We start from the raw sequence: 25,067 nt of genomic DNA, 5'->3' as shown, positions 1-25,067 counted from the left end.
ACACAATCGCATCGTTCGCTGTTGTAGCGGACGAAACCTCGAATCAAGGAGAAACTCTGATGAGTGCAAAGGCTACGAGCCAGGCGACCTGGGAGCAGGACGTTCTGCAGGCCGACGGTCCGGTGCTGGTGGACTTCTGGGCCGAGTGGTGCGGTCCGTGTCGTATGGTGTCGCCGGTGCTGGATGAGATCCAGGCCGACAACCCCGACAAGATCACCATCCTCAAGCTGAACGTCGACGAGAACCCGCAGCTCGCGATGCAGTACCAGATCACCTCGATCCCGGCGATGAAGGTCTTCGTCGGCGGAGAGGTCAAGACGAGCATCATCGGCGCCAAGCCGAAGTTCGCTCTCGAGCAGGATCTCGCCGCTTTCATCGGCTGACCTCCCGCACGCAGTCTTCGGGCCGTCGCTCCTTCGCGGGGCGGCGGCCCTTCTGCATCCCCTACTTGTCGGAGACAGGCACCGATGGCAGGCCGAGGGATGCTCTCGCCCGATCCACGATGTCCTGGATCACCTCGGTCTTGGCCGCGTTGTACGACGATCTCCCCCGCGCCGCGGCCGCCACCGCGTCGCACTTGGCGTGGGCGTAGAGCGCGGCGTCATCACCGTGGGCGCGCAGCCAGTCCCGCAGGATCCTCTGGTTGGCGGCATCCCACTCCTCCGCGGGGAAGAAGTGCGCGATGGCGATGCGCGTGCCGTCGTCGCTCAGGACGAGGACGGGATGCGTGCGCACAGAACTCTCCGCACGCCACCCCGCGCTCTCCAGAGCGGGTCGATGGCGGACGAACTCCGCCGCATCTTCCATCTTGATCGCAAGGTCGATGACCGGCTTCGCGCGCAGTCCGGGGACCGCCGTGGAGCCGATGTGCTCGATCACCCAGTCAGGGTCGCCGAGTGCGCGCAGCCCTGCCGCGATACTCTCGAAGCGCTGCGGCCAGGCGGGGTCGTAGGCGACGAGCATCCGGGGCACGGAGCGCCTCTCAGGAGGCGTCTGCCACTGTCGGATCCCACCGACGGTGACGCTGCTTCTCGTCGAGCAGGCCCCATACGGCTGGCGTCAGCTCCGGATACTCCAGTGCGATCTGCCGCAGGACACGGTAGTGACGCGCCTCGCTCGGCCGCACGCCGTCGTTCGCGGCGATGTTGTCGGCACGCAGCAGGTACACGACGAGCTCGTCGACGCTGGGCAGCTCCTCCATGAACTCCCAGGGGTCCTCTCCCCCGAGGAGCCGCTCCTGGATCAGCACGGCCAGCTCGTCCGACGCCTCCGCACGCAGCACTTCGAGGCTGGCGCGGCGGGGAACGTGCTCGGTCATGCTTCCAGCCTACGTGGCGGGAGCGGATGCCGGGCGGCATCCGCTCCTCATCGCGTGGTCTCCCCCATGTCCTCCAGGGACTTGCCCTTCGTCTCCTGCACGAACCGCCACACGAACAGCAGCGACAGCAGGGCGAAGGTCGCGTAGAGGCCGTATGCGAGGCCCAGGGAGACGTCCTTGAGGCCCGGGAACGAGACCGTGATGACCCAGTTCGCGATCCACTGCCCGGCTGCGGCCAGCGAGAGCGCCGCGGCGCGCATGCGGTTCGGGAACATCTCGCCGAGCAGCACCCAGACCACGGGGCCCCACGACATGCCGAACGAGATCACGAAGAGGTTCGCCGCGATGAGGGCGATCGGTCCCGCTGCTCCCTGGAGCACCGGCGTGCCGTCGACGACCGGCGCCGTGCCGAAGATCACGGCCATGGTCGCCAGCGTCACGGTCATGCCGATCGAGCCGATGATGAGCAGCGGCTTGCGCCCGAAGCGGTCGACCGTCGCGATCGCGATCAGCGTCGTCAGGATGTTGATCACCGCACTGATCACCGTGATGACGAACGCCTGCGACTCGTCGAAGCCGACGGCCTCCCAGAGGATGTTCGAGTAGTAGAAGATCACGTTGATGCCGACGAACTGCTGGAAGATCGACAGCAGCAGGCCCACCCAGACGATGCCGGCGATCTTGCCCGTCGGGGTGCGCAGGTCGGCCCAGGAGGGCTTGGTGGTGCGCTCCATGGTGGCCTGGATGCGGATGACGGTCGTCTCGATCTTGTCGGGGCCGAGCATCTTCGCCAGCACCTCCCTGGCCTCGTCCACGCGATGCTGAGCCACCAGGAACCGCGGGGACTCGGGGATCGTCAGAGCCAGCCCGCCGTACACGACGGCCGGGACGGCCATGGCGAGGAACATCCACTGCCAGGCGCCCAGGCCCAGCCAGAACGGCTCGTTGGAGCCGCCGGCAGCGGTGGCGATCAGGAAGTCCACGAGCAGGGAGATGAAGATGCCGGTGACGATCGCGAGCTGCTGCAGCGAGGCGAGACGTCCGCGGATGCGTGCGGGAGCGATCTCGGCGATATAGGCCGGGGCGATCACCGACGCCATGCCGACACCCAGACCGCCGATCACGCGCCCCACGATGAGAACCCACAGGTCGGGCGCGAGGCCGGCGACCACGGCGGAGATCAGGAACAGCACCGCGGCGATCTTCATGACCGCGAGTCGGCCGACCCGGTCGGCGATCCTTCCGGCGATCAGGGCGCCCACGGCCGCGCCGAGCAGAGCGGATGCCACGGCGAACCCGAGTGACACCGGATCCGCATCGAAGGTCTTCTCGACTGCCGACACCGCGCCGTTGATGACCGCGCTGTCGTAGCCGAAGAGGAAGCCACCGAGCGCGGCGACCACGGCGATCCTGATCACTCCTGCGCTCTTCGAGTCGCCCTCGTCGTCGAAGACCGATTCCTCCTGGGGTACTGCCCCGTGTCCAGCCATGATCCCACCCTCCGTCATGACCACCGGCGACGGCGTCGGTGGTCAACACACTTGCACAACGAAGAACCCCGCGCCACAGGTTTCTGCAGCGCGGGGTTCTTCGTGGTCTCGGCGGTCGTCAGCTGCGGCCGTAGCCCTCTTCACCGAGCTCATCGAGGATGCGATTCAGATCCTGGATGGATGCGAAATCAATCGTGACCTGGCCTTTGCGTGCACCGAGGCTGATCTTCACCCGGGTGTTGAGCCTGTCACCCAGCTTTCCAGCGACCTCATCGAGGTACGCGCGGCGCGCGCCGGGAGTCGGCTTCGCGGTGCGAGCGGGCGTGGACGGCTCGGTCTTCGCCGCGACCTCGGTCGCGCGGACAGACAGGTCTTCGTTGACGACCTTGTCGGCGAGCCGCTGCATCGCCTCCGGCGTCTCCAGACTCAGGATGGCGCGGGCATGGCCGGCGCTCAGCACACCGGCGGCGACGCGCTGCTGCACGGGGACGGGCAGTTTGAGCAGACGGATCGTGTTGCTGATGCGCGGACGCGATCGTCCGATACGGGTCGCGAGCTCCTCCTGCGTGATGCCGAAGTCCTCGAGCAGCTGCTGGTAGGCGGATGCCTCTTCCAGGGGGTTCAGCTCCGACCGGTGCAGGTTCTCGAGCAGAGCGTCTCGAAGCAGGTCCTCATCGGCCGTCTCGCGGACGACCGCGGGGATCGACGTGAGTCCCGCCTCGCGGGCCGCACGCGTACGGCGCTCGCCCATGATGAGCTCGTAAGCTCCCTCGCTGTTCCTGCGCACGACGACGGGCTGCATGACACCGAACTCGCGCACGCTGTGCACGAGCTCTGCGAGGTGCTCCGTGTCGAAGTGCGTGCGCGGCTGACGAGGGTTGGGAACGATCTCGTGCGGGTCGATCTGGATCAGGTGGATGCCGGGGATCGCCTCGAGTTCGGGCGCGGCATCCTCGACGGGCTGCGCTGCAGCCTCTTCGACCTTCTTGATGGATGCCCCGGGGAAGAACACATCCACCGGACGCTCTGCCTGATCAGCGGTGGGAATGAGGGCGCTGATCCCCCGACCCAGCCCAGTGCGCTTCGCCATCATTTCTCCTTGCTCTGCGCCGCTGTGCGCGACGCGATCTCGACGGCGGCCTCGCGATACGCGATCGCACCGGCGGACTGCCCATCGTAGGCGATCACGGTCTGTCCGAAGCTCGGCGCCTCCGAGACCCGCACCGAGCGCGGGATCACGGTGTCGAGCACCTGCGTCGGGAAGTGAGTGCGTACCTCTTCGGCCACCTGGTGGGCGAGGCGGGTGCGTCCGTCGAACATCGTGAGCAGGATGGTCGACAGGTGCAGCCCGGGGTTCAGGTGCTTCTGGATCATCTGGATGCTCCCGAGCAGCTGACTCAGTCCTTCCAGGGCGTAGTACTCGCACTGGATGGGGATGAAGACCTCGGACGCCGCCGTGAAGGCGTTGATCGTCAGCAGCCCCAGAGACGGAGGGCAGTCGATGATGACGAAGTCCATCGGGTTGCTCTCGAGGTAGTCGAGCAGAGCACGACGCAGTCGGTGCTCACGAGCGACCTGGGCGACGAGCTCGATCTCGGCGCCGGCGAGGTGGATCGTGCTCGGCGCGCAGAAGAGGTTCTCGTTCTCGGGGCTCTGCTGCACGATGTCTGCGAGAGGGAACTCATCGATCAGCACGTCGTAGACGCTGGGGACTTCCGCACTGTGGGGCACCCCCAAGGCGGTGGACGCGTTGCCCTGCGGGTCGAGGTCGATCACGAGGACCTTGGCGCCGAGTCCTGCGAGGGCTGAGGCGATGTTCACCGCCGTCGTGGTCTTGCCCACGCCGCCCTTCTGGTTCGAGACGGTGAGGATGCGGGTGTCACCGCTGAAGTCGATCGAGACGTCTTCGAGAACCCTGCGGCGGGCAGAGAGGTCGGCGAGCTCCCGCGCGAGCGGCGTATCCATCCCGAAGGTGTTCGGTGATGCCTTTTCGGATTGTTTCACGTGAAACATCCACTCCTTTCGGGGCCGGGTTCGAGTCTAATCGCTACAGGCGACGTGGCTGAGCGGAGATGTAGGGCCTGGGGACTACTCTCTGTGTTTTTCTGGACTGTCCTGGTTATCTTCAGAGCTGCTCGTCTTGGTGAGAAGTCACTGACAGGTGTGTTGCTCTGGCGAGATCGGAGTCTCTGCCTGCGCCAAGGTGTGCTCGCAGCAGGGCGCCCACCGATGCCTGTGGCTGCGGCGTCGCTCCAGTCTCGGCAGGTGCATGTCCGTGCGCTCGCGTTGCATCGACGTTCGTGACGCCATGATGCGGCACCACTCCCCTACGCGCTCTTGCATCACATTCGTCACGTTGGCCGACTCCGTCTGCGAGTCGATGCATGGAGAGCCGAGGGGCGAATCCTGTGGCGTTTCACGTGAAACGGTGGACGAATCCACCGCTCTTCAGGACTGTCGTATCGCGTTCGTGACGCCACATCTGGGAATGTGTGGACGAAGAGTAGCGAGGTGTCTCTTTGTGATGTTTCACGTGAAACGGGGCCGGATCCACTCCTTCCACACTGTCCCATGACGCCGGTCACGCCGATCGGCAGCTGCTGGGAGCCCTGGACGAAGGGCATATGCGACGCTCACAAGATTGCTTCACCTGAAGCGGTGGTCAGCTCCTCCCCTTTCGCACTCCCGCAAGGTGTTGGTCACGCCGATCGTCAGCCTCTGCGACTAGATGGATGTGAAGCAGAGAGGGGCGCTCATGTGATGTTTCACGTGAAACGGTGGCCAGCGCCACCATCTTCGGCCTGTCGCATCACTCTCGTCACGCCGATCAGAGTCACCTGGGAGCCTGTGGACGAAGAGTGGATGGGGAAAACAAGTCGGTCCCGCATGAAACGGTGGTCGGCGCCACCATCTTCAGTACTGTCGCGTCACGTTCGTCTTGCCGGCCGGGCATCTGGGAGCTTGTGGACGAGGACTGGATGGGGGATCACAAGAGCGTCTCACGTGAAACGTTGGCCAAGTACTCCCCCTCCGCACGTTCGAGGGGCGTTGGTCACGCTGATCGTCGGCCTCTGCGACTAGGTAGACGCAAGGCAGAGGGGTGGCCCACGTGAAGTGTCACCTCATCAGCCAACATGCTCAACGCAGTCGCACCACGTTCGCCGCTCCGGCCAGGATCATCTGGGGTCCGTGAGGCGCAGAGGAGAAGGATGACTCGTGCGTTGTTTCACGTGAAACTGTGGTCGATCTCGCTATCTCACCCATCTCCCACAGCCGCCAGGACTGCCTTCTTCCCCACATCAAGCCGGAAACCGGCCGTCGACCACTGCCATCCACCAACCCGATAGCGGACACCGGACACGTGACCGCGCGTAAGACCACACAATCCGGTGCCGCACGCCCCACCACCGTCCATTCCGTCGCCACTTCACCTCTCACGCCTCAACTTCTCACTTCTCGCCGCTCGCCGCTCGCCCACGGGGCCACGGGGCCACGGGGCCACGGGGCCACGGGGCCATCGGGACAGCGGACACCGGATACGTGACCGCGCGTAAAATCACACAATCCGGTGCCGCACGCCCCACCACCGTCCATTCCGTCGCCACTTCACCCTCACGCCTCACCACTCACCACTCACCACTCACCACTCACCACTCACCCACGGGGCACACATCGCCTGTCATAGATCACACACTGAACCCGCTAGACGGGAACGAGCTCTCCCAACACCGGCCATCACCCTCGACAGGCGCGGCGTTTCACGTGAAACATAGGCCTACGGACTGCACCTCGCCTCGTGGGCAAGACTCACTATCCTCCCCCACTGTTATTCATGGAAGCCACGTTCGCCCGCGCGCAGTACCCAGCGCCAGTCAACGAGTGGTGATCCTTCGTGCATCGGTACACCCCACAGGCGACCAGAGCACGGTGCGGTCATCGATGCACGTACTCCCAATCCGCTGCGGATCGGGGTTGAACAGACTCCGAGACACGACCACCGCCCCAAGATCTCATTGATCCTTCGGACACTGGGGCGGGTTCCTCACCAGCAACGGAGCAACCGTAGTGTGCACGCGTGGACCATGTTTCACGTGAAACACTCCGAGTGCGACGTTTGTACGTGAGTCACACCGCGCCGACTGGACGAAAGCCTGGCTGCGAGGTTGGCAGAATCCCCTGTCGTGGTAGCGGACTCCTTCCCGCGGTGCCGTCATCATCACCACAGCACGTTCGAGAAGCTCAGAGCGGCTGCTTCGCACGCCTCTTCCGCATCCACTAGTTTCGGCAAGCGCGCGGCTCTCACCTCTCAGAGGAGCTCTCTTCGCTGTGTGAGGACGTTCACCCGCAATCAGACGAGCTCAGCAAGGTCCGGTGAAACTCGCCTCGACACCGCGTCTCTTCGCAGGAGCCGTCCCTTGTTTCAGGTGAAACGTACACTCACTACCTACGTCCTCCGCGAAGCTCACGAATATGCCTACGCCCAGACTGAACCGCCGGCTGGGTAGCCATAGCCGTTTGCACAAAGTTCTGAGCAATGCGTGACGGCATCATCGGCGTTTCACGTGAAACACTCTCGTCGCGCGCAGTCATCCCCGAACCGCGCACGAGGACACAGCATCGACCGGAAGCATCCGAACTGGCGTACCGAACCACATCTATGCCTATGCCTACGCCTACGCCTACGCCTACGCCTACGCCGTGCGCCAAACAACCGTGAACCGAGGATGTTTCACGTGAAACATCCTCGGCGTATCCCCTCCACCACGCCGCCTCCTTCCCCACCACTGGAGCCAGTTCCGTAGACAACGCGGAGCAATCACCCCCAGGTGCATGTTCCACAACCAAGACTCCCGCATCAGTGGCAGGTCTATCCAGCGAGCACGAGTCCCAGCGACAGAGATTTCCAGTGTCAACATCTCAGGGCGCAGCTCACGTCGAACCGCAGCGGGAACATTCCGGAAGACGCATTCCTGGGAAGAGTCACACCGACGCAAGAGCTCTGCCCCAGTTCAACCGGCCCACAGCGCACCGGGGACGCACAGCCATCCATCGGACTCGACCGCAGCGCGAGGCGACGATCACGCCCCTCGAGGGAAGGTGCCAACTCACCTAGCTCCGGTATTCACCGCAAGTACCTAGGCCGTCAAAGCAGGGGAAGACCAAACGCAGTCCGTGGTTCCTCCACCGACGAGAACCGCAGCTCCCATACGCCGTCGATGTTTCACGTGAAACATCGACGCTGATCAGCGAACGCGAGCCCGAACGACCCGGGTCGTCTCGGTGAGAACGCCCTCTCCGAGGACCTCAACGCGCACATCCGCCAGGTGGAACTTCTTTATCTGCTTCTGCGCCGCGTCGATCTCGTTCGCGGCGTTGAGCCCCTTGAGGAGAGTGAGCTCTCCTCCGTCACGCACCAGGGGTGCAGTCAGCGGGATCAACGTTCGCAGTGCGCTGACCGCGCGGGCGGTGACGACGTCGAAACCCTCTGGGCGGCGCACGTCCTCGGCACGAGCGCGGAGCACCTCTACGTTCGAGAGGCCCAGTGACGACACCTGCTCGTTGAGCCAGGTCACGCGGCGCTCCATCGGCTCGATGAGCGTCCACTGCACATCCGGACGGGCGATCGCGAGAACCACACCGGGCAGGCCGGCGCCGGATCCGATGTCCGCAACCGAACCGTGGAACAGCGGTGCGGCGATCACACTGTTCAGAATGTGCCTCGTCCAGAGGCGAGGGAGCTCCAGCGGGCCGATCAGACCTCGCTCCTCCCCCTCACGCGCAAGGGCCTCGGTGAAGGAACGGGCGACATCGAGGCGATCGCCGAACAGCTCGGCCGCGATCGCGGGCTCGACCTCTACGTCACTCATGACTGGACTCGCAGAATCACGTGAGGTCTCAGCGACGACGCAGTACGGTGTGGCGATCCGCGCCCTCACCGTACGACTCCGAGACAAGACCCTGATCAGCGGCAATATCGTGGACGAGCTTGCGCTCGTAGCTCGACATCGCCGGCAGGGAGGCCTGTGATGCCCCATCGTCCAGCTTGGCGGCGGCGGCATTCACGAGCGTCTCGAGCTGACGACGACGCGTGTCGCGCGAACCGCCGATGTCGAGGATCAGGCGCGAGAACGCACCGGTCTTGTTCTGCACGGCCAGGCGGGTCAGCTCCTGCAGAGCCTGCACGGTGTCGGGGGCCGAGAGCAGCGACAGACCATCGCCCTCCGCCTCGACCGACACATAGGCGCGGCCCTGACGAACGTCGAGGTTCAGATCACCGTCGATGTCGGCGATGTCCAGCAGCTCCTCGAGGTAGTCGGCAGCAACGTCGCCCTCGTTCTCCAGCTGAGCGACGGTCGGCTCGACCGCCTCGGTCAGGTTCTCGCTCATGCGCCGGATCCCTTCTTCTTCGCACGCTTCTTACCCACGGGCTGCTGCCTCTTCGGGGCTTCGGCCTTGGCCTTCTCGACCTCTTCGACGAGACGCTGCTGCTCCGCCTCGAACACCGCCATGGGAACGACCTTGCCGGAAGAGTCGATCGCCTTGCCCTTGCGGGCCAGTCGCTCCTCGCGGGCCTTCGCCGCTTCAGAACCGGGCGTCGGCATCTCACGGATGACCAGGAACTGCTGACCCATCGTCCACAGGTTCGAGATGAACCAGTACACGACCACACCGAGCGGGAAGAAGACACCCGAGAAGATGAAGCCCAGCGGCAGGATGTAGAGCATGATCTTCTGCATCTGGTACGCCTGGCCGGTCTTGGCCTCGGGCGACAGGTTCTTCGAGATGATCTGCAGCTGAGTGAAGAACTGCGAGCCGATCATGAGCACGACGAGCGTGACCAGGATGATGATCGCCGTGGTGTTCTGGTTCTCCCACGCGTTGCCGAGCGTCTCGTGCAGCGACGCGACACCGAAGAGCTTGGCGTCGTAGAACTCCTTCGTCAGCTCCGGGCTGAGGAGACCGACACCACCCAGACCGGCCTCGGCGTGCTTCTTGACGTCGCTCAGCACCGAGTACAGCGAGAAGAACACCGGCATCTGCACGAGGAGCGGAAGACAGCTCGACATCGGCGTCGTGCCGTGCTTCTTGTACAGCGCCATAGTCTCGCGGCTCATCGCCTCACGACTGAGCTGGTCCTTCTTGCCACGGTACTTCTCCTGCACTTTTCGCAGTTCAGGAGCGATTTCCATCATCTTTCGCTGGCTCTTGATCTGCTTCACGAAGAGCGGGATCAGAGCAGCGCGGACGACGATCACGAGTCCGACGATCGACAGCACCCAGGTCAGACCGGATGCCGCGGGGAGTCCGACGGTCGTGAGGAGCCAGTGCCAGGCGACGAGCACGAGCTCGACGAGCCACTTCAGCGGCCAGAGGATCGTGCCGAGCAGGTCGAAGCCGCCGGACGCAGCTCCTGACGGAGACGGCGACGGCGTGGCCGCAGCGAGCAGGAGGTCAAGACCCACTGTTCAGTCCTTTCGGGCAGGGACGACGAAACCGTGTGAAGTCAGGTCGTAGCGGAAGTGTTCATGCGGACGAACGTCGTCGACGCCGCCGCGAGTCCAGGGATTGCAGCGGAGGATGCGCCATGCCGAGAGGAGCGTTCCCCGCGCGGCGCCGTGCTGTTGCACCGCACCTACAGCGTAGGCGGAACAGGAGGGGTAGTACGCGCACACGTCGCCGTACATCGGTGAGATCACCCTGCGGTATCCGGTGAGGAACCCGAGCACGAGGTTCCGAGGGATCAACGGGATGCTGCGGATCAGGTCATGCGCATCGAAGTGCGCCGATCCGATCGACGAGGCGGGAAGCGCGCTCATGCCGTCACCCGGTTCAGGCGTCCGAGACAGCGGTTCACTTCGGTGCTGAGCTCCGCGTAGCTCGCCGTCGCGGATGCAGGAAGGGCACGGATGACGACATCCGTGCCCTCTGGAACCAGCGGCAGGGCCTCAGCGCAGACTGCTTTGAGTCTGCGACGGACGGTGTTGCGCACCACGGCGCCACCCACCTGCTTGCTGATGATGAATCCGAACCTCGCGGCTCTGCTCTCGCCCGTCGACAACATGGACGTCACGACTCGGGACCCGCCACAACGGGATCCGCGTCGAACGACCAGTCGATAGTCGCTCCCGCGGGTCAACCGAAAGGGGCGGGCGAGCACAGCGGGTTACGCGGAGAGCTCGACGCGGCCCTTCCCGCGGCGAGCCGACAGGATCGCGCGGCCGGCACGGGTGCGCATGCGGGCACGGAAACCGTGCTTCTTGGCGCGGCGGCGGTTGTTGGGCTGGAAGGTGCGCTTGCTCATGGGATCACTCCGGGAATGCTGTCACCGGAACCATTTCGACCGGAGACATAGGGAACTGCCGTTCAGGCATAAGTCAACCGACTAAGGGTACGTCTTGACGGCGCGCAGAGCAAATCTGCGCGCTCAGAGGCCAAGGTGCGACCACGATCCGCACAGCTATTATCCACAACCTGTGCGTCCTCGCGAGACGCAACACGCCCGCGGATTTTCAAGGGCAGGTTGCCGTTCTCAGCCCAGGTGACTACCGTGGCATCCGAAGTTATCCACAGGGGGGACGCGATTCCGAGCATCCCTCCTCGATCCCCTGCCCGGAGCGTCATGTCCTCACCTGCCCAGCCCGACGTTCCGATCTGGACCACGGTGCAGGATCTGCTGGAGGCGGACGACCGGGTCACGCCGCAGCTGCAGGGATTCCTCAGCCTCGCCGTGCCGGCGGGCGTCATGGCCGCGACCCTCTATCTCGAGGTGCCCAACGACCTCACCGCCGCCCAGATCAACAAGCGTCTGCGGCTGCCGATCATGGAGGCCCTCGCCCACGTCGGCGAGGATGTCACCTCGTACCGGGTCGTGGTGAACCACGAGCTCGCCGAGCAGCCGACGGCACCCATCGCGGTCCCCGACTACGGGCGTCAGGAGTCTCAGCGCCCCGAGTCGCCGATGGAGCAGCCCACACCGCTCCGCCACGAATCGCGCCTGAACCCGAAGTACACCTTCGACAACTTCGTGATCGGCCAGTCCAACCGCTTCGCCCATGCCGCAGCGGTCGCTGTCGCGGAGGCTCCGGCCAAGGCCTACAACCCGCTCTTCATCTATGGGGACTCCGGGCTCGGCAAGACCCACCTCCTCCACGCGATCGGCGACTACGCGCAGTCCCTCTACGCCGGGGTGAAGGTGAGATACGTCTCCAGCGAGGAGTTCACGAACGACTTCATCAACTCGATCGCGAACAACCGCGGAGCCGCGTTCCAGGCGCGCTACCGCGAGGTCGACATCCTCCTCATCGACGACATCCAGTTCCTGCAGGGTCGCGCCGAGACCCAGGAGGCGTTCTTCCACACCTTCAACACGCTGCACGACCACAACAAGCAGGTCGTGATCACCAGCGATGTCGCGCCCAAGCTCCTCACGGGCTTCGAGGACCGGATGCGGAGCCGCTTCGAGTGGGGTCTGATCACCGACGTGCAGGCTCCCGACCTGGAGACGCGCATCGCGATCCTCCGCAAGAAGGCGCAGAGCGAGTCCCTCCACATACCCGACGAGGTCCTCGAGTACATCGCGACCGTCGTCTCCTCCAACATCCGCGAGCTGGAGGGCGCACTCATCCGCGTCTCGGCGTTCGCGAGCCTCAACCGCTCGGCGCTCGACATCTCCCTCGCCCAGACCGTGCTGCGCGACATCGTGGACACGGCGGAGGACAACGTCATCTCGCCGACCGACATCATCACGGCCACCGCGCAGTACTTCAAGCTCACCGTCGACGACCTCTACGGCTCGAGTCGATCGCAGCAGATCGCGACCGCACGGCAGATCGCCATGTATCTGTGCCGTGAGCGCACGAGCCTCTCGCTCCCGAAGATCGGGCAGCTGTTCGGCAACCGCGACCACACCACCGTCATGTACGCGTACAAGAAGATCAGCGAGCTCATGAAGGAGCGGCGCTCGATCTACAACCAGGTGACGGAGATCACCACGCAGCTCGGCCGCCGCTGACGGCCTCGACACACGTCTTCCGACGAAAAGGGGGACACGGCATCCGTTCGGACGCTGTGTCCCCCTTTTTGCCGACTTGACAGCCCTCTGAGCGATCGGATATCACGTTTTCACACATGTGGATAACTTGTGGATGAATCGTGTTTCGGTCGGGACGGATGTGGGGTTAACGGGAGAACCTGTGGATAACTAGGGGAGTGTCCACAGGTCGACGGATGCTGCGAACCCGCGGATTCCTCAGGGATTCCACAAGTGACAAGCGTGTAGTTCCTTACTCGCGACTGCTTTCCACCGAGTTATCCACAGTATCCACAGCTGTTAACACCGTTAAGGAGTTAACCCGTCTTAAGCGCGATCCGATCACCAGACGGTGCGGAGAAGCCGCGGCGGCCCTGCGAATCACAAGTCGTAGGGAAGTGTTCGACTGTGGGGCTAGCATGGGAAGCCCTGCACCGGCAGGAGCGATCACGTCTTGTCATTCGACGACGATGTGGCTGTCAAGAACGACCGAGTCATCAAGAAACGACGAGGAGCACCCGTGAGGTTTCAGGTCAACCGCGATGTCTTCAGCGAGGCTGTCTCCTTCGTGGTCAAGCTGCTCCCGCAGCGCAACCCTCAGCCGATCCTCGCCGGTGTGCTGATCGAAGCCGACGGATCCGGTCTCACGCTCTCGGCGTTCGACTACGAAGCATCCGCCCGCACCACGATCGAGGCCACCGTCGACACGCCTGGCACGATCCTCGTGCACGGCCGACTGCTCTCCGACATCGCCAGCCGTCTCCCGAACGCTCCGATCGAGATCGCCGTCGAGGATGACGGAGGGATCACCGTCAGCTGCGGTTCTGCACGATTCACCCTCGCGGCCATGCCCGTCGAGGAGTACCCGTCGATCCCGGAGGTCTCCGGTTCCTCCGGTGTCGTGCCGGCCGACGACTTCGGCACCGCGATCTCGCAGGTCGGCTTCGCGGCATCCCGCGACGATGTCACCCCCGTCCTCACCGGTGTGCAGCTCGAGGTCTCGGGCCAGATCCTCAGCCTCGTGGCCACCGACCGGTACCGCGTCTCGCTCCGCGACGTCCCGTGGGACGGCGCCGAGGTCGAGAGCACTGCGCTCGTCCCTGCTCGCACGCTCGTCGAGGTCGGCAAGACCTTCGGTCATGCCGGCACGATCCAGGTCGCGTTCTCCGGAGCGGGCGACCGCGAGATCATCGCCTTCACCGCGGGCAACAAGACCGTCACGTCGCTGCTGATCAAGGGCAACTTCCCGCCGGTCCGCCGCCTCTTCCCCGAGCAGACCGACCACTACGCGGTCGTCAACACCGCCGACCTCATCGAGGCCGTTCGTCGTGTGTCGCTCGTGCTCGACCGTGCCGCTCCGCTGCGCTTCACCTTCTCGAGCGAAAGCGTGACGATGGACGCGTCCGGCAGCGAGCACGCCAGGGCATCGGAGTCGGTCGACGCGATCCTGCACGGTGGCGACGAGGTCACCCTCGGACTCAACCCGCAGTACCTCATCGAGGCGCTCGGCGCGGTGAAGAGCGAGTTCGTGCGGGTCACGTTCACGTCCAGCGACAACGCGAACAAGCTGAGCCCGGTGCTCATCACCAGCCAGACCTCGGTCGACCAGGCCGGACTCGACTCGTTCAAGTACCTGCTCCAGCCGAACCTTCTCCTGCGCTGAGTTCTGCCGCTCTGCGCCGTTACGTGCCGGAAATAGCCGCGCACTCGAGCCGAAACATCTGACTGCGAGAGTCAGCCGTACCCGAAAGAGCACGGCTGCTCCGCACAGCCGTGCAGCCGCGCTCGTCTTCCCCGACGAAAGACGACTCGCATGCCGGAAAATCCCCCTGTCCGCATACCCCGATACCTCGCGGCGAGCATCGCGCTCCTCGCATCCGCAGTCAGCCTGATCGGTTCAGCCGCCCCGGCATCCGCTGCCGACGCGACGTACGACACGATGACCGTGACCGCCGACCCAGCCTCGGTCGACGTGGGCGACACCATCACGGTGACCGTCGCCGCCACCGGTGTGGTCGACGCCTACGCGTACCAGTTGGCGCTGAGCTACGACCCGCAACTCGTCGAGTACGTCGACGACACCGCGATCCTGCCCGAGGGCGGTTTCGGATCCGCGACCGATGACGGCACGGAGATCACCGCCGTCGCGTCGAGGCTCGGCACGTCTCCTGGATTGACGGGGACGCAGACACTCGTCTCGCTCCGCTTCACCGCGCGAGCCGCCGGAGATGCCCGGATCGTTCTCGCTTCGGGCCAGATCGTCGACTCCGCCGGAGGCACCACGGCGATCGACACGACCGCCGAGGGAACCACCGCGTCGGTCACCATCGCGGCCACCGAGAACCCCGGCACCGGAACCGGCGGTGCGGGAGCATCGGGCAGCGGATCAGGCACGGGCACGGGCGGCGGTTCTCCCCAGACGGGTGAGGATCTCGCGTCCACCGGAGCGGATGCCGCCCCCTGGCTCGTGATGGGCGGCGTCGCCGTCGCAGCCATCGTCATCGGCAGCGTGTTCGTCTTCCGACGGAGGACACGGTGACCACGCAGAGACACCGCACGCACGCAGAGACCATGAGAGGCACGATTGTGAAAACCACCGCCATCCGAGTCGGTTCGACCGTCGCGATCGCCGCGACACTGGTCGTCGCGACGGGAGCGTTCTCGACCGCTGCCGGCGCAGCGACGGCACCCGCGGCGCCCATGCTGGCGCCGTACTACACCGCGCTCGACGTCACCGGCGATGCCAGAGTGACGACGGAGGATCTCGGGGTCGCCGCTGCCGCGCTCGGAATCACGTCGGGTTCACCGGACTGGGCGCGACTCTCACTTCTGGACGTCGACCACGACGAGGAGCTGACGATCACGGATCTGTCGGCGCTCTCTCACCGGATCATCTACGACGACGGACCCTTCGAGCTCGTCGAGGCATCGCTCGTCGACATGCAGGCCGCGATGAACGCCGGAGTCGTCACGTCGGTGGAGATCACCCAGGAGTACCTGGATCGGATCGCCGCCTACGACCGCGTGGTGGTGCCGGGCGGATCCCGCCCCCTCAACTCGATCATCACGGTGAGCGCGCATGCCCTGGAGGCGGCGGCCGCGGCGGACGAGACGCGACGAACGCAAGGTATGACGAGCATGCTGCTGGGGGTCCCCATCGCGGTAAAGGACAACTACGACACGATCGACATGGTCACCACCGGCGGCTGCGGATGCTGGAACACGAACCAGACGTCGACGGATGCCGCGATGATCCGTGGCATGAGAGCCGACGGCGCCGTGATCCTCGCCAAGGCGAGTCTCGATGAGTTCGCGTACGGATTCGTCTCGGAGTTCTCGTCCTTCCAGGCGCCGGGGTCGACGCTGCTGGTGGCGAGTCCGTATGACACGACACGCACGGCCGGTGGATCCAGCGGCGGAACCGGTGCGGCGGTCTCGGCGAACCTGGCCGCCGTCGGATTCGGCACTGACACGGGCGGCTCGATCCGCGTCCCGTCGTCGTACAACCAGCTCGTCGGCGTGCGGCCCACCGTGGGGCTCGCCAGTCGCGACGGGATCATCCCGCTCGCACTCTCCCAGGACACCGGCGGTCCGATGGCCCGCTCCGTCATGGACGCGGCCGTTGCACTCGACGCCGTGGTGGGCGTCGACGAAGCGGATCCCGTGACCGCGCGTCAGACCGGCCTCGTTCCGGATTCCTATACGTCGTTCCTCGACCCGACCGCTCTCGCCGGCGCCCGCATCGGCTACGTGGAGTCGATGGTGGGATCCAACCCGGGAACGGTCCGCCTGTTCGCTCAGGCGAAGGCGGCACTCGAGGCCCAGGGCGCGACGGTCGTGCCGGTCACTCCGCCCCAGGGCTTCGCCGCGGTGCTGAATGAAGGATCGGGGTCCACGAACGAGTTCCTGCACGACCTCGACGAGTACATCGCCACCCATCTCGGGCCGGATGTCCAGGCGCGCACACTCCCCGACATCCTCGCGACGGGGAACTACGTCACGTCGCGGAAGTCGGTCTACGACGCGCGCGCCGCGGTGACCCCACAGGTCTACGACGCCTGGGCCGGGCCGAGCGGATCGCACACGCTCCAGCTCGCGGCGGGCAAGGAGCTCGTCACGACGATGATGGACGACCTCGACCTCGACGCGGTCATCTACCCGAGCACGAACGCGTACGGGACGCAGGGCACGAACATGCGCCTCAGCCCGAACACCGGAATGCCGGCCGTCACGGTGCCGATGGGGCAGACGGTCGCGGGCGAGACGGCACCGGGCAGCGGAGTCAACCTCGAGTTTCTCGGGAGGGACTTCGGCGAGGGACCGCTGCTCGGCCTCGCGTACGCATTCGAGCAGGCGACGTCGGCCCGGACGGCGCCCGCGCTGTACGGACCGCTTCCGTGATCGAGCGCGGCGGTCGCCCTGGCCGAGGTCGGGGCGGCCGCCGCGCAGCATCCGGAGTCGCTGTCAGTAGGGGCGACTAGGCTGACTCCGTGATTGTGGAGCACCTGAGTCTGGTCGATTTCCGCAATTACGCGACCGCAGAACTCACCCTCCACCGCGGACCGAACGTGCTCGTCGGCCGCAACGGACAGGGCAAGACGAATCTGGCCGAAGCGGTCGTGTTCCTGGCCACGCTCGGTTCGCATCGGGTGTCGTCGGATGCGCCGATGGTGCGCGACGGCCAGGAGTTCGCGATCATCCGCGCCCGGCTCTCCCACGGAGAGCGCAAGGTCCTCGCCGAGGTCCAGCTGAACAGGCAGGGATCCAACAAGGCGCGCATCAACGGGTCGCCGTCGAAGACCAGCGAGCTGCCGCGGTACGCCCACGTGGTGCTGTTCGCGCCGGAGGATCTGCAGATCGTCCGCGGCGACCCCTCGTCGCGGCGCCGATTCGCCGATCAGCTCCTCATCCAGCGCACGCCCCGCATGTCCGCCGTGCTCGCCGACTACGACCGCGTGCTCAAGCAGCGCACCGCACTGCTGAAATCGGCGCGGGCCCGCGGCATCCGCGGGGAGGCCCTCACGACCCTGGATGTCTGGGACGACAAGCTGGTCTCCCTCGGTTCGGAGATCATCGTCGCGCGCCAGCGGCTCGCGACCGATCTGCAGCAGCCCGTGGCCGATGCATACGCGGCGATCGCCGGCGCCGACCACCGTCCCCAGCTGGAATGGGCGCTCTCCGTGCGCGGAGGCGACCCCGAAGACGGGCAGGACGATGCCGTCACGGAGACCACCGGCGATATATCGGAGATGTTCCGCGCGTCTCTCGCGGCCAAGCGCACGCAGGAACTCGATCGCGGACTCACCCTGACCGGACCGCATCGCGACGACCTCGTCCTCCGCGTCCGCGACCTACCGGTGAAGGGCTACGCCTCGCACGGAGAGTCCTGGTCGGTCGCCCTCGCCCTGCGTCTCGCCTCGGCCGAGCTGCTCCGCAACGAATCGCCCGCGGGGGACCCCGTGCTGATCCTCGACGACGTGTTCGCCGAGCTCGACGCCGATCGGCGTCAACGGCTGGCCTCCCTCACGTCCGGTTACGAGCAGGTGGTGGTCACCGCGGCCGTGGAGGAGGATATCCCCGAGGTGCTGCACGCGCACGTGGTGCGCATCACCGCAGGGACCATCAGCGACGAGCGGGAGGAGAGCCATGACTGACATCGCCGCGGCATCCGACACTCCGGAGACCGTCGCCACCTATCTGCGGCTGCGGGGCCTCAAGCCCAGCGCGAAGAACTGGAAGCGCAAGCGGCGCATCGCGGACGACGACGAGAACGCGCCGTTCACGCCGGGTCGCGACCCCGGTTCGCTCGGCGCGGTGCTCGACAAGCTCACCCGTGATTCCGGCTGGCAGACGACCCTGGCCCGTGAAGACCTGGTGCTGCAGTGGGCCGAGCTCGCCGGGTCCGACACGGCCAAGCACTCCGAACCGGTGTCTCTCGAGCGCGGGCTCCTCACCGTGAAGTGCGACTCGACGGCGTGGGCGAAGAACCTCCAGTACATGCGGGCGACCATCCTGACCGAGATCGGCAGGAGGTACCCGGATGCCGGCGTCCAGAACCTCCGCTTCATCGGACCGGACGTCCCCTCTTGGAAATGGGGTCCCAGAGCCGTTCCAGGGCGGGGTCCACGCGATACCTACGGGTAGGGGACCAGATATGGGGTCCGAATCGCTCAGAAGGGCACACACGGCGTTCTAGCGCACATATCGAGACGAAAACCCCTTAGAATGGGAGTTCGTAATATCGATGTGGAGAATGCCCTCTGATGACGCCTGAATCCCCTGCTGACGAGACGGAATCGACCAACGGGGGAACCCCCGAGAACGAGGGCACCACTGCACCCGCACCCAAGGCGCAGCAGCCCGGTGAGTACGGCGCGGATTCGATCCAGATCCTCGAGGGTCTCGAGGCGGTCCGCAAGCGCCCCGGCATGTACATCGGGTCCACGGGTCCGCGTGGTCTGCACCACCTGGTGTACGAGATCGTCGACAACTCCGTCGACGAGGCGCTGGCCGGGTACGCCGACACGATCTTCGTGACGCTGCTGGGCGACGGCGGAGTCCGCGTCGTCGACAACGGCCGCGGCATCCCCGTCGACCCGCACTCGTCCGACCCGTCGAAGTCGACCGTCGAGGTCGTCCTCACGATCCTGCACGCCGGCGGAAAGTTCGGCGGCGGCGCCTATGCCGTCTCCGGCGGTCTGCACGGCGTCGGCTCCTCGGTGGTGAACGCGCTCTCCACGCGCTTCGACGTCGAGGTCAAGCAGAAGGGCTTCGCCTGGCGCCACAGCTTCGCGAACGGCGGCGTGCCGCAGCAGCAGCTCGAGAAGGGCGAGGCGACAGACGAGACCGGAACGAGCATCACGTTCTGGCCGGATGCCGAGATCTTCCAGGAGACGGTCGACTTCGACTACGACACGCTCCGCACCCGCTTCCAGCAGATGGCGTTCCTGAACAAGGGACTCCGCATCGAGCTGAGCGACGAGCGGCCCGACTCCGCGTACGAGACGGAGGAGGACGGGCAGGCCGTCACGAAGCAGCCGAACGACGTGTTCTTCTACGAGCGCGGACTCGTCGACTACGTGGAGTACCTGAACCGGGTGCGTCACGCCGAGGTCGTCAACGACGAGATCATCGCCTTCGAGTCGGAGGACACGGAGCGCAAGATCTCCCTCGAGGTCGCGATGCAGTGGACCACCTCGTACACCGAGAACGTGTTCACCTACGCGAACACGATCAACACCCACGAGGGCGGCACGCACGAGGAGGGCTTCCGTGCGGCGCTGACCACCCTCGTGAACAAGTACGCCAGGGCGAACAACATCATCAAGGAGAAGGACGACAACCTCTCCGGAGACGACGTCCGCGAGGGGCTGACCGCGGTCATCTCGATCAAGCTCGGCGAGCCGCAGTTCGAGGGTCAGACCAAGACCAAGCTCGGAAACACCGAGGCGAAGGCCTTCGTGCAGAAGGTCGTGGGCGACCAGCTCGGCGACTGGTTCGAACGCAACCCGAACCAGGCGAAGAACGTCATCCGCAAGGCCATCGACGCCGCGACCGCTCGTCTCGCCGCCCGCAAGGCGCGTGAGACGGCCCGTCGCAAGAGCGTCTTCGAGTCGGCCGCGATGCCCGACAAGCTCAAGGACTGCACGAGCAAGGACCCGTCGATCAGCGAGATCTTCCTCGTCGAGGGTGACTCCGCAGGTGGTTCGGCCGTGCAGGGTCGCGACCCGCACACCCAGGCGATCCTGGCGCTGCGCGGCAAGATCCTCAACGTCGAGCGCGCGCGTCTCGACAAGGCCCTGGGCAACAAGGAAGTCCAGGCGATGATCCAGGCCTTCGGCACGGGCATCGGCGAGGAGTTCGACATCGAGAAGGCGCGGTATCACAAGATCGTGCTGATGGCGGATGCCGACGTCGACGGCCAGCACATCACGACGCTGCTGCTGACGCTGCTGTTCCGCTACATGCGCGGACTCATCGAGGCGGGATTCGTCTACCTCGCGATGCCGCCGCTGTACCGCCTGAAGTGGTCGAACTCGGCTCACGAGTACGTCTTCAGCGACGCCGAGCGCGACGCCCTGCTCAAGCACGGCCTCGACAACGGCAAGCGCATCCCGAAGGATGCCGGCATCCAGCGCTACAAGGGTCTCGGCGAGATGAACCCGAAGGAGCTGTGGGAGACCACGATGGATCACTCCACGCGTACGCTCCAGCAGATCACCATCGAGGACGCCGCGGCGGCCGACGAGATCTTCAGCGTTTTGATGGGTGAGGACGTCGAGTCCCGACGCAGCTTCATCCAGCGCAACGCCAAGGACGTCCGCTTCCTCGACATCTGATCCCCACATACACACACACGCGAATCGGAGGCTACCGCCACGCATGACGTGAGGACGCAGGGATGCCGCGGAGCGAGCATCGGGAGGGCCCGCGAAGCGGGAGGATCCCCGCTCTGCGAGCGAAGCGGCATCCCGGAGTCCGGTAGCCACAAAAGAATCGAACGAGAACCATGACTGACGACATCCGCCCCGAGCCGGAACACGAACACGGCAAGATCGACCAGGTCGACCTGCAGTCGGAGATGCAGCGCAGCTACCTCGACTACGCGATGGCCGTGATCGTCGGCCGCGCGCTCCCCGACGTGCGCGACGGCCTCAAGCCGGTGCACCGCCGCGTGATCTACGGCATGTACGACGGCGGATTCCGCCCCGACAAGTCGTTCTCGAAGTGCGCGCGCGTCGTCGGCGAGGTCATGGGTCAGTACCACCCGCACGGCGACTCGGCGATCTACGACGCCCTCGTCCGTCTGGTGCAGCCGTGGTCGCTGCGGTATCCGCTGGCCCTCGGCCAGGGCAACTTCGGCTCCCCCGGCAACATGGGCGCCGCAGCCCCCCGGTACACCGAGACCAAGATGGCCCCGCTCGCGCTCGAGATGGTGCGCGACATCGAAGAGGACACGGTCGACTTCACCGACAACTACGACGGTCAGACCCAGGAGCCGACGGTCCTCCCCGCCCGCTTCCCGAACCTGCTCGTCAACGGTTCGGTCGGCATCGCGGTCGGCATGGCCACCAACATCCCGCCGCACAACCTCCGCGAGATCTCCGCCGCGGCTCTCTGGGCGCTGGACAACCCCGGCATCTCCCGTGAGGAGCTCCTCGAGGGACTGATCCAGCGCATCCCCGGTCCTGATTTCCCGACCGGCGCGCAGATCCTCGGCACCAAGGGCGTTCACGAGGCGTACCGCACCGGTCGCGGCTCGATCACGATGCGCGCCGTCGTCAACGTCGAGGAGATCCAGGGTCGCACCTGCCTCGTCATCACCGAGCTCCCGTACCAGGTCAACCCCGACAACGTCGCGGTGAAGATCGGCGACCTCGCCCGTGACGGCAAGATCACCGGCATCGCCGACATCCGCGACGAATCCTCCGACCGCACGGGTCAGCGTCTCGTCGTCGTCCTCAAGCGGGATGCCGTCGCCAAGGTCGTGCTGAACAACCTCTACAAGCACACGCAGCTGCAGGAGAACTTCGGCGCGAACATGCTCGCGATCGTCGACGGGGTGCCGCGCACCCTCGCGATCGACGGGTTCGTGACGAACTGGATCACCCACCAGCTCGAGGTCATCGTCCGTCGCACCCGCTTCCGCCTGGCCAAGGCCGAGGCGCGCATGCACATCCTGCGTGCGTACCTGAAGGCGCTCGACGCGCTCGACGAGGTCATCGCGCTCATCCGCCGCTCCCCCACGGTCGACGAGGCACGCGAGGGGCTGAAGGCGCTGCTCGACATCGATGACGATCAGGCCGACGCCATCCTGTCGATGCAGCTGCGTCGTCTTGCGGCTCTGGAGCGGCAGAAGATCCTCGACGAGGCCGAGGAGCTCGAGAAGCTCATCGCGCAGTACAACGCGATCCTCGCCGACGAGGCGCTGCAGCGCGACATCATCCGCGAGGAGCTCACCGGCATCGTCGACCGCTTCGGTGACGACCGTCGGACGCACATCCTGCACGGCTTCGACGGCGACGTCTCGATGGAAGACCTCATCGCCGAGGAGGAGATGGTCGTCACCGTCACCCGTGACGGGTACATCAAGCGCACGCGCAGCGACAACTACCGTTCGCAGCACCGCGGCGGCAAGGGCATCAAGGGCGCGCAGCTGCGGGCGGATGACATCGTCGAGCACTTCTTCGTGACGACGACGCACCACTGGCTGCTGTTCTTCACCGACAAGGGTCGCGTCTACCGCTCCAAGACCTACGAGGTGCCGGAGTCGGGGCGCGACGCGAAGGGCACGCACGTCGCGAACCTGCTCGCGCTGCAGCCGGGCGAGAAGATCGCGCAGATCCTCGACATCCGCGACTACGAGGTCGCCGAGTACCTGGTGCTCGCGACGCGCAACGGCCTGGTCAAGAAGACGAGCCTGTCGAGCTACGACACCAACCGTCAGGGCGGGGTCATCGCGATCCGTCTGAACGACGACGACGAGCTGGTCTCGGCGCTCATGGTGAACGCCGAGGACGACATCCTGCTGATCAGCCGCAAGGGCATGTCGGTCCGCTTCAGCGCGACCGATGAGGCGCTCCGCCCGATGGGCCGTGCGACCGCCGGCGTCAAGGGAATGAAGTTCCGCGACGGCGACAGCCTGCTCTCGGCATCCGTCGCCGCCCCCGGCCAGTACGTGTTCGTGGTCACCGACGGCGGCTACGCGAAGCGCACCGCGATCGACGAGTACCGGGTCCAGGGACGCGGCGGATTCGGCATCAAGGTCGCCAAGCTGAACGACGATCGGGGCACTCTCGCGGGTGGTCTGATGGTCGCGGAGGACGACGAGGTCTTGGTGGTTCTGTCCAGCGGCAAGGTGGTACGCTCTGCCGTGGCCGAGGTCCCCGCAAAGGGCCGCGACACCATGGGAGTGGTGTTCGCACGGACCACGGACGCAGACCGCATCCTCGCGATCGCCCGCAACGGCGAACGAGGACTCGGCGAGGACGAGGCCGAGACGGATGCCGACCCCGCGGCTCCCGAGACGACAGACACCCCTGAGGAAAACGCATGAGCACAGTAGCCGACAAGCTGGCGAAGAAGTCCACGCGCAAGACCAGCGGCAAGCAGGTCCGCCTGCGCCTGGTCTACATCGACTTCTGGTCGGCCGTGAAGCTCTCCTTCCTGGCGGCCGTCGCGCTCGCGATCGTCACCATGGTGTCGTTCTTCCTGATCTACATGGTGCTGCAGGCGACCAACGTCCTCGCTCAGGTCGACGGCTTCGTCTCGAGCTTCACCGACAACAGCGTCCGTCTGTCGGAGGTCGCCGGCCTCCCGCAGGTCATGGCCTTCGCCGCGGTCGTGTCGATCCTCAATCTGATCGTCGTGACGGTGCTCGGCGCCGTCGTCGCCGGCATCTACAACCTGGCGGTCAAGGTCACGGGCGGACTGCTCGTCGGCTTCATGTCGAACTGATCTTCACAGAGAACGAAGGGCGGATGCTGCGGCATCCGCCCTTCGTCGTTCTCAGGCGATGCCCGTGGTGCCGAGCAGGGTGCCGATCAGCCAGGTCACGGCGAGGGCGAGACCGCCGCCGATCACGAGACGCACCGAGGCGCGCACCGGTTTCGACCCGCCGATCCTCGCGCTCACCGCACCCGTGACGGCCAGGGCGACGAGCACGGCGACGAAGGTGACGGGAACCCGCCATGCCGGCGGCGGCAGCAGGATCGCGAGCAGCGGCAGCAGGGCTCCGAGCGTGAAGGCGATGGCGGAGGACATGGCGGCGTGCCAGGGGTTGACCAGATCGTCCTGGTCGATGCCGAGCTCGACCTCGAGGTGCGCCGAGAGCGCGTCGTGGGCGGTCAGCTCCTCGGCGACCTTGCGGGCGGTCTCCTCGCTGAGACCCCGTTCCCGGTAGAGCGAGGTGAGCTCGGCAAGCTCCTGCTCGGGGAGGGTGCGCAGCTCCTCCTTCTCCTTCGCGATGAGCGCGCGCTCGCTGTCGCGCTGGCTGCTGACCGACACGTACTCCCCGAGCGCCATGGAGATGGCGCCGCCGACGAGCCCCGCGATCCCCGCCGTGAGCAGTGCCGCGTTGTCGGTCGTGGCGCCGGCGACGCCGACAACGAGCGACGCAACCGAGACGATGCCGTCGTTCGCCCCGAGCACCCCCGCTCGCAGCCAGTTCAGCCGCTGGCCGAGTCCTGCACCGTGCGCTTCGCCTTCATGAGTGGTCATGAGGCCAGTG

Annotated in this window: 22 protein-coding genes; 10 read left to right on the top strand and 12 right to left on the bottom strand. The window is 65.7% G+C overall.

The genetic code is table 11. The annotated features are described in order from the left end of the window. The first annotated feature begins 59 nt into the window (after positions 1–59). A complete protein-coding gene (gene trxA, locus MRBLWH10_RS16835) occupies positions 60–383 on the top strand; it encodes a thioredoxin (RefSeq protein WP_105677494.1) in 324 nt (107 codons plus the stop codon). A gap of 61 nt (positions 384–444) precedes the next feature. Here the strand turns inward: trxA and MRBLWH10_RS16830 are convergent, their stop codons facing one another. From MRBLWH10_RS16830 to rpmH, 11 genes are all read right to left on the bottom strand, one after another. Next, positions 445–963: a GrpB family protein gene (locus MRBLWH10_RS16830; protein ID WP_341942603.1), complete on the bottom strand. Its 519-nt coding sequence runs from the start codon at positions 961–963 to the stop codon at positions 445–447. Between the two features lie 19 nt (positions 964–982). Further along, the gene (locus MRBLWH10_RS16825) at positions 983–1,318 is read right to left on the bottom strand and encodes a tryptophan synthase subunit alpha (protein ID WP_105677492.1); all 336 of its coding nucleotides are present in this window, start codon (positions 1,316–1,318) and stop codon (positions 983–985) included. Between the two features lie 47 nt (positions 1,319–1,365). After that, on the bottom strand, positions 1,366–2,808 hold the full coding sequence (locus MRBLWH10_RS16820) for a sugar porter family MFS transporter (protein ID WP_105677490.1): 1,443 nt from the start codon (positions 2,806–2,808) through the stop codon (positions 1,366–1,368). A gap of 118 nt (positions 2,809–2,926) precedes the next feature. Next, positions 2,927–3,898 carry a ParB/RepB/Spo0J family partition protein gene (locus tag MRBLWH10_RS16815; protein WP_223585475.1) on the bottom strand — a complete coding sequence of 324 codons (972 nt, stop codon included), beginning with the start codon at positions 3,896–3,898 and terminating at the stop codon, positions 2,927–2,929. Beyond that, complete coding sequence (locus MRBLWH10_RS16810; RefSeq protein ID WP_341940798.1) at positions 3,898–4,773, bottom strand: ParA family protein; 876 nt, start codon at positions 4,771–4,773, stop codon at positions 3,898–3,900. The genes MRBLWH10_RS16815 and MRBLWH10_RS16810 overlap by 1 nt, the downstream gene beginning before the upstream one ends. A gap of 3,278 nt (positions 4,774–8,051) precedes the next feature. Next, positions 8,052–8,675 carry a 16S rRNA (guanine(527)-N(7))-methyltransferase RsmG gene (gene rsmG, locus MRBLWH10_RS16805; protein WP_341940797.1) on the bottom strand — a complete coding sequence of 208 codons (624 nt, stop codon included), beginning with the start codon at positions 8,673–8,675 and terminating at the stop codon, positions 8,052–8,054. A gap of 28 nt (positions 8,676–8,703) precedes the next feature. Continuing rightward, entirely contained in the window at positions 8,704–9,195 is a 492-nt protein-coding gene (locus MRBLWH10_RS16800) for a R3H domain-containing nucleic acid-binding protein (RefSeq protein ID WP_105673390.1), read from the bottom strand. Next, positions 9,192–10,271 (bottom strand): membrane protein insertase YidC, encoded by a 1,080-nt coding sequence (yidC, locus tag MRBLWH10_RS16795; RefSeq protein ID WP_341940796.1) that lies wholly within the window; start codon positions 10,269–10,271, stop codon positions 9,192–9,194. The genes MRBLWH10_RS16800 and yidC overlap by 4 nt, the downstream gene beginning before the upstream one ends. Positions 10,272–10,274: 3 nt before the next feature. Beyond that, positions 10,275–10,625, bottom strand: a complete 351-nt coding sequence (gene yidD / locus MRBLWH10_RS16790; protein ID WP_223585472.1) for a membrane protein insertion efficiency factor YidD — start codon at positions 10,623–10,625, stop codon at positions 10,275–10,277. Further along, positions 10,622–10,966, bottom strand: a complete 345-nt coding sequence (gene rnpA / locus MRBLWH10_RS16785) for a ribonuclease P protein component (RefSeq protein WP_105673393.1) — start codon at positions 10,964–10,966, stop codon at positions 10,622–10,624. Before rnpA ends, yidD begins: the two co-directional genes overlap by 4 nt. A gap of 6 nt (positions 10,967–10,972) precedes the next feature. Next, positions 10,973–11,110 carry a 50S ribosomal protein L34 gene (rpmH, locus tag MRBLWH10_RS16780; RefSeq protein WP_045257399.1) on the bottom strand — a complete coding sequence of 46 codons (138 nt, stop codon included), beginning with the start codon at positions 11,108–11,110 and terminating at the stop codon, positions 10,973–10,975. Positions 11,111–11,428: 318 nt separating this feature from the next. On the opposite strand from rpmH, the gene dnaA reads away from it, so the two are divergent. From dnaA to MRBLWH10_RS16735, 9 genes are all read left to right on the top strand, one after another. Beyond that, positions 11,429–12,820, top strand: coding sequence for a chromosomal replication initiator protein DnaA (gene dnaA / locus MRBLWH10_RS16775; RefSeq protein WP_105673394.1), 1,392 nt, complete (start codon positions 11,429–11,431; stop codon positions 12,818–12,820). Positions 12,821–13,358: 538 nt separating this feature from the next. Beyond that, positions 13,359–14,501, top strand: coding sequence for a DNA polymerase III subunit beta (dnaN, locus tag MRBLWH10_RS16770; RefSeq protein WP_341940795.1), 1,143 nt, complete (start codon positions 13,359–13,361; stop codon positions 14,499–14,501). 150 nt (positions 14,502–14,651) lie between these two features. Then, complete coding sequence (locus MRBLWH10_RS16765) at positions 14,652–15,377, top strand: cohesin domain-containing protein (RefSeq protein WP_341940794.1); 726 nt, start codon at positions 14,652–14,654, stop codon at positions 15,375–15,377. A 47-nt stretch (positions 15,378–15,424) separates the two neighbouring features. Beyond that, the gene (locus MRBLWH10_RS16760) at positions 15,425–17,239 is read left to right on the top strand and encodes an amidase family protein (RefSeq protein ID WP_341940793.1); all 1,815 of its coding nucleotides are present in this window, start codon (positions 15,425–15,427) and stop codon (positions 17,237–17,239) included. An 89-nt stretch (positions 17,240–17,328) separates the two neighbouring features. Continuing rightward, entirely contained in the window at positions 17,329–18,492 is a 1,164-nt protein-coding gene (gene recF / locus MRBLWH10_RS16755) for a DNA replication/repair protein RecF (protein WP_105673396.1), read from the top strand. After that, positions 18,485–18,982 (top strand): DciA family protein, encoded by a 498-nt coding sequence (locus tag MRBLWH10_RS16750; RefSeq protein ID WP_341940792.1) that lies wholly within the window; start codon positions 18,485–18,487, stop codon positions 18,980–18,982. The genes recF and MRBLWH10_RS16750 overlap by 8 nt, the downstream gene beginning before the upstream one ends. Before the next feature lie 119 nt (positions 18,983–19,101). Then, positions 19,102–21,177: a DNA topoisomerase (ATP-hydrolyzing) subunit B gene (gyrB, locus tag MRBLWH10_RS16745; protein WP_105673398.1), complete on the top strand. Its 2,076-nt coding sequence runs from the start codon at positions 19,102–19,104 to the stop codon at positions 21,175–21,177. A gap of 170 nt (positions 21,178–21,347) precedes the next feature. Then, a complete protein-coding gene (gyrA, locus tag MRBLWH10_RS16740; RefSeq protein WP_341940791.1) occupies positions 21,348–23,894 on the top strand; it encodes a DNA gyrase subunit A in 2,547 nt (848 codons plus the stop codon). Beyond that, positions 23,891–24,295 carry a DUF3566 domain-containing protein gene (locus MRBLWH10_RS16735; RefSeq protein ID WP_105673400.1) on the top strand — a complete coding sequence of 135 codons (405 nt, stop codon included), beginning with the start codon at positions 23,891–23,893 and terminating at the stop codon, positions 24,293–24,295. Before gyrA ends, MRBLWH10_RS16735 begins: the two co-directional genes overlap by 4 nt. Before the next feature lie 51 nt (positions 24,296–24,346). Here the strand turns inward: MRBLWH10_RS16735 and MRBLWH10_RS16730 are convergent, their stop codons facing one another. Continuing rightward, the gene (locus tag MRBLWH10_RS16730) at positions 24,347–25,057 is read right to left on the bottom strand and encodes a VIT family protein (protein WP_341940790.1); all 711 of its coding nucleotides are present in this window, start codon (positions 25,055–25,057) and stop codon (positions 24,347–24,349) included. Between the last annotated feature and the right edge of the window lie 10 nt (positions 25,058–25,067).

The sequence above is a fragment of the Microbacterium sp. LWH10-1.2 genome (assembly GCF_038397765.1).
Lineage (GTDB): Bacteria > Actinomycetota > Actinomycetes > Actinomycetales > Microbacteriaceae > Microbacterium > Microbacterium natoriense.
This window is presented reverse-complemented; position numbering and strand designations above follow the sequence as displayed.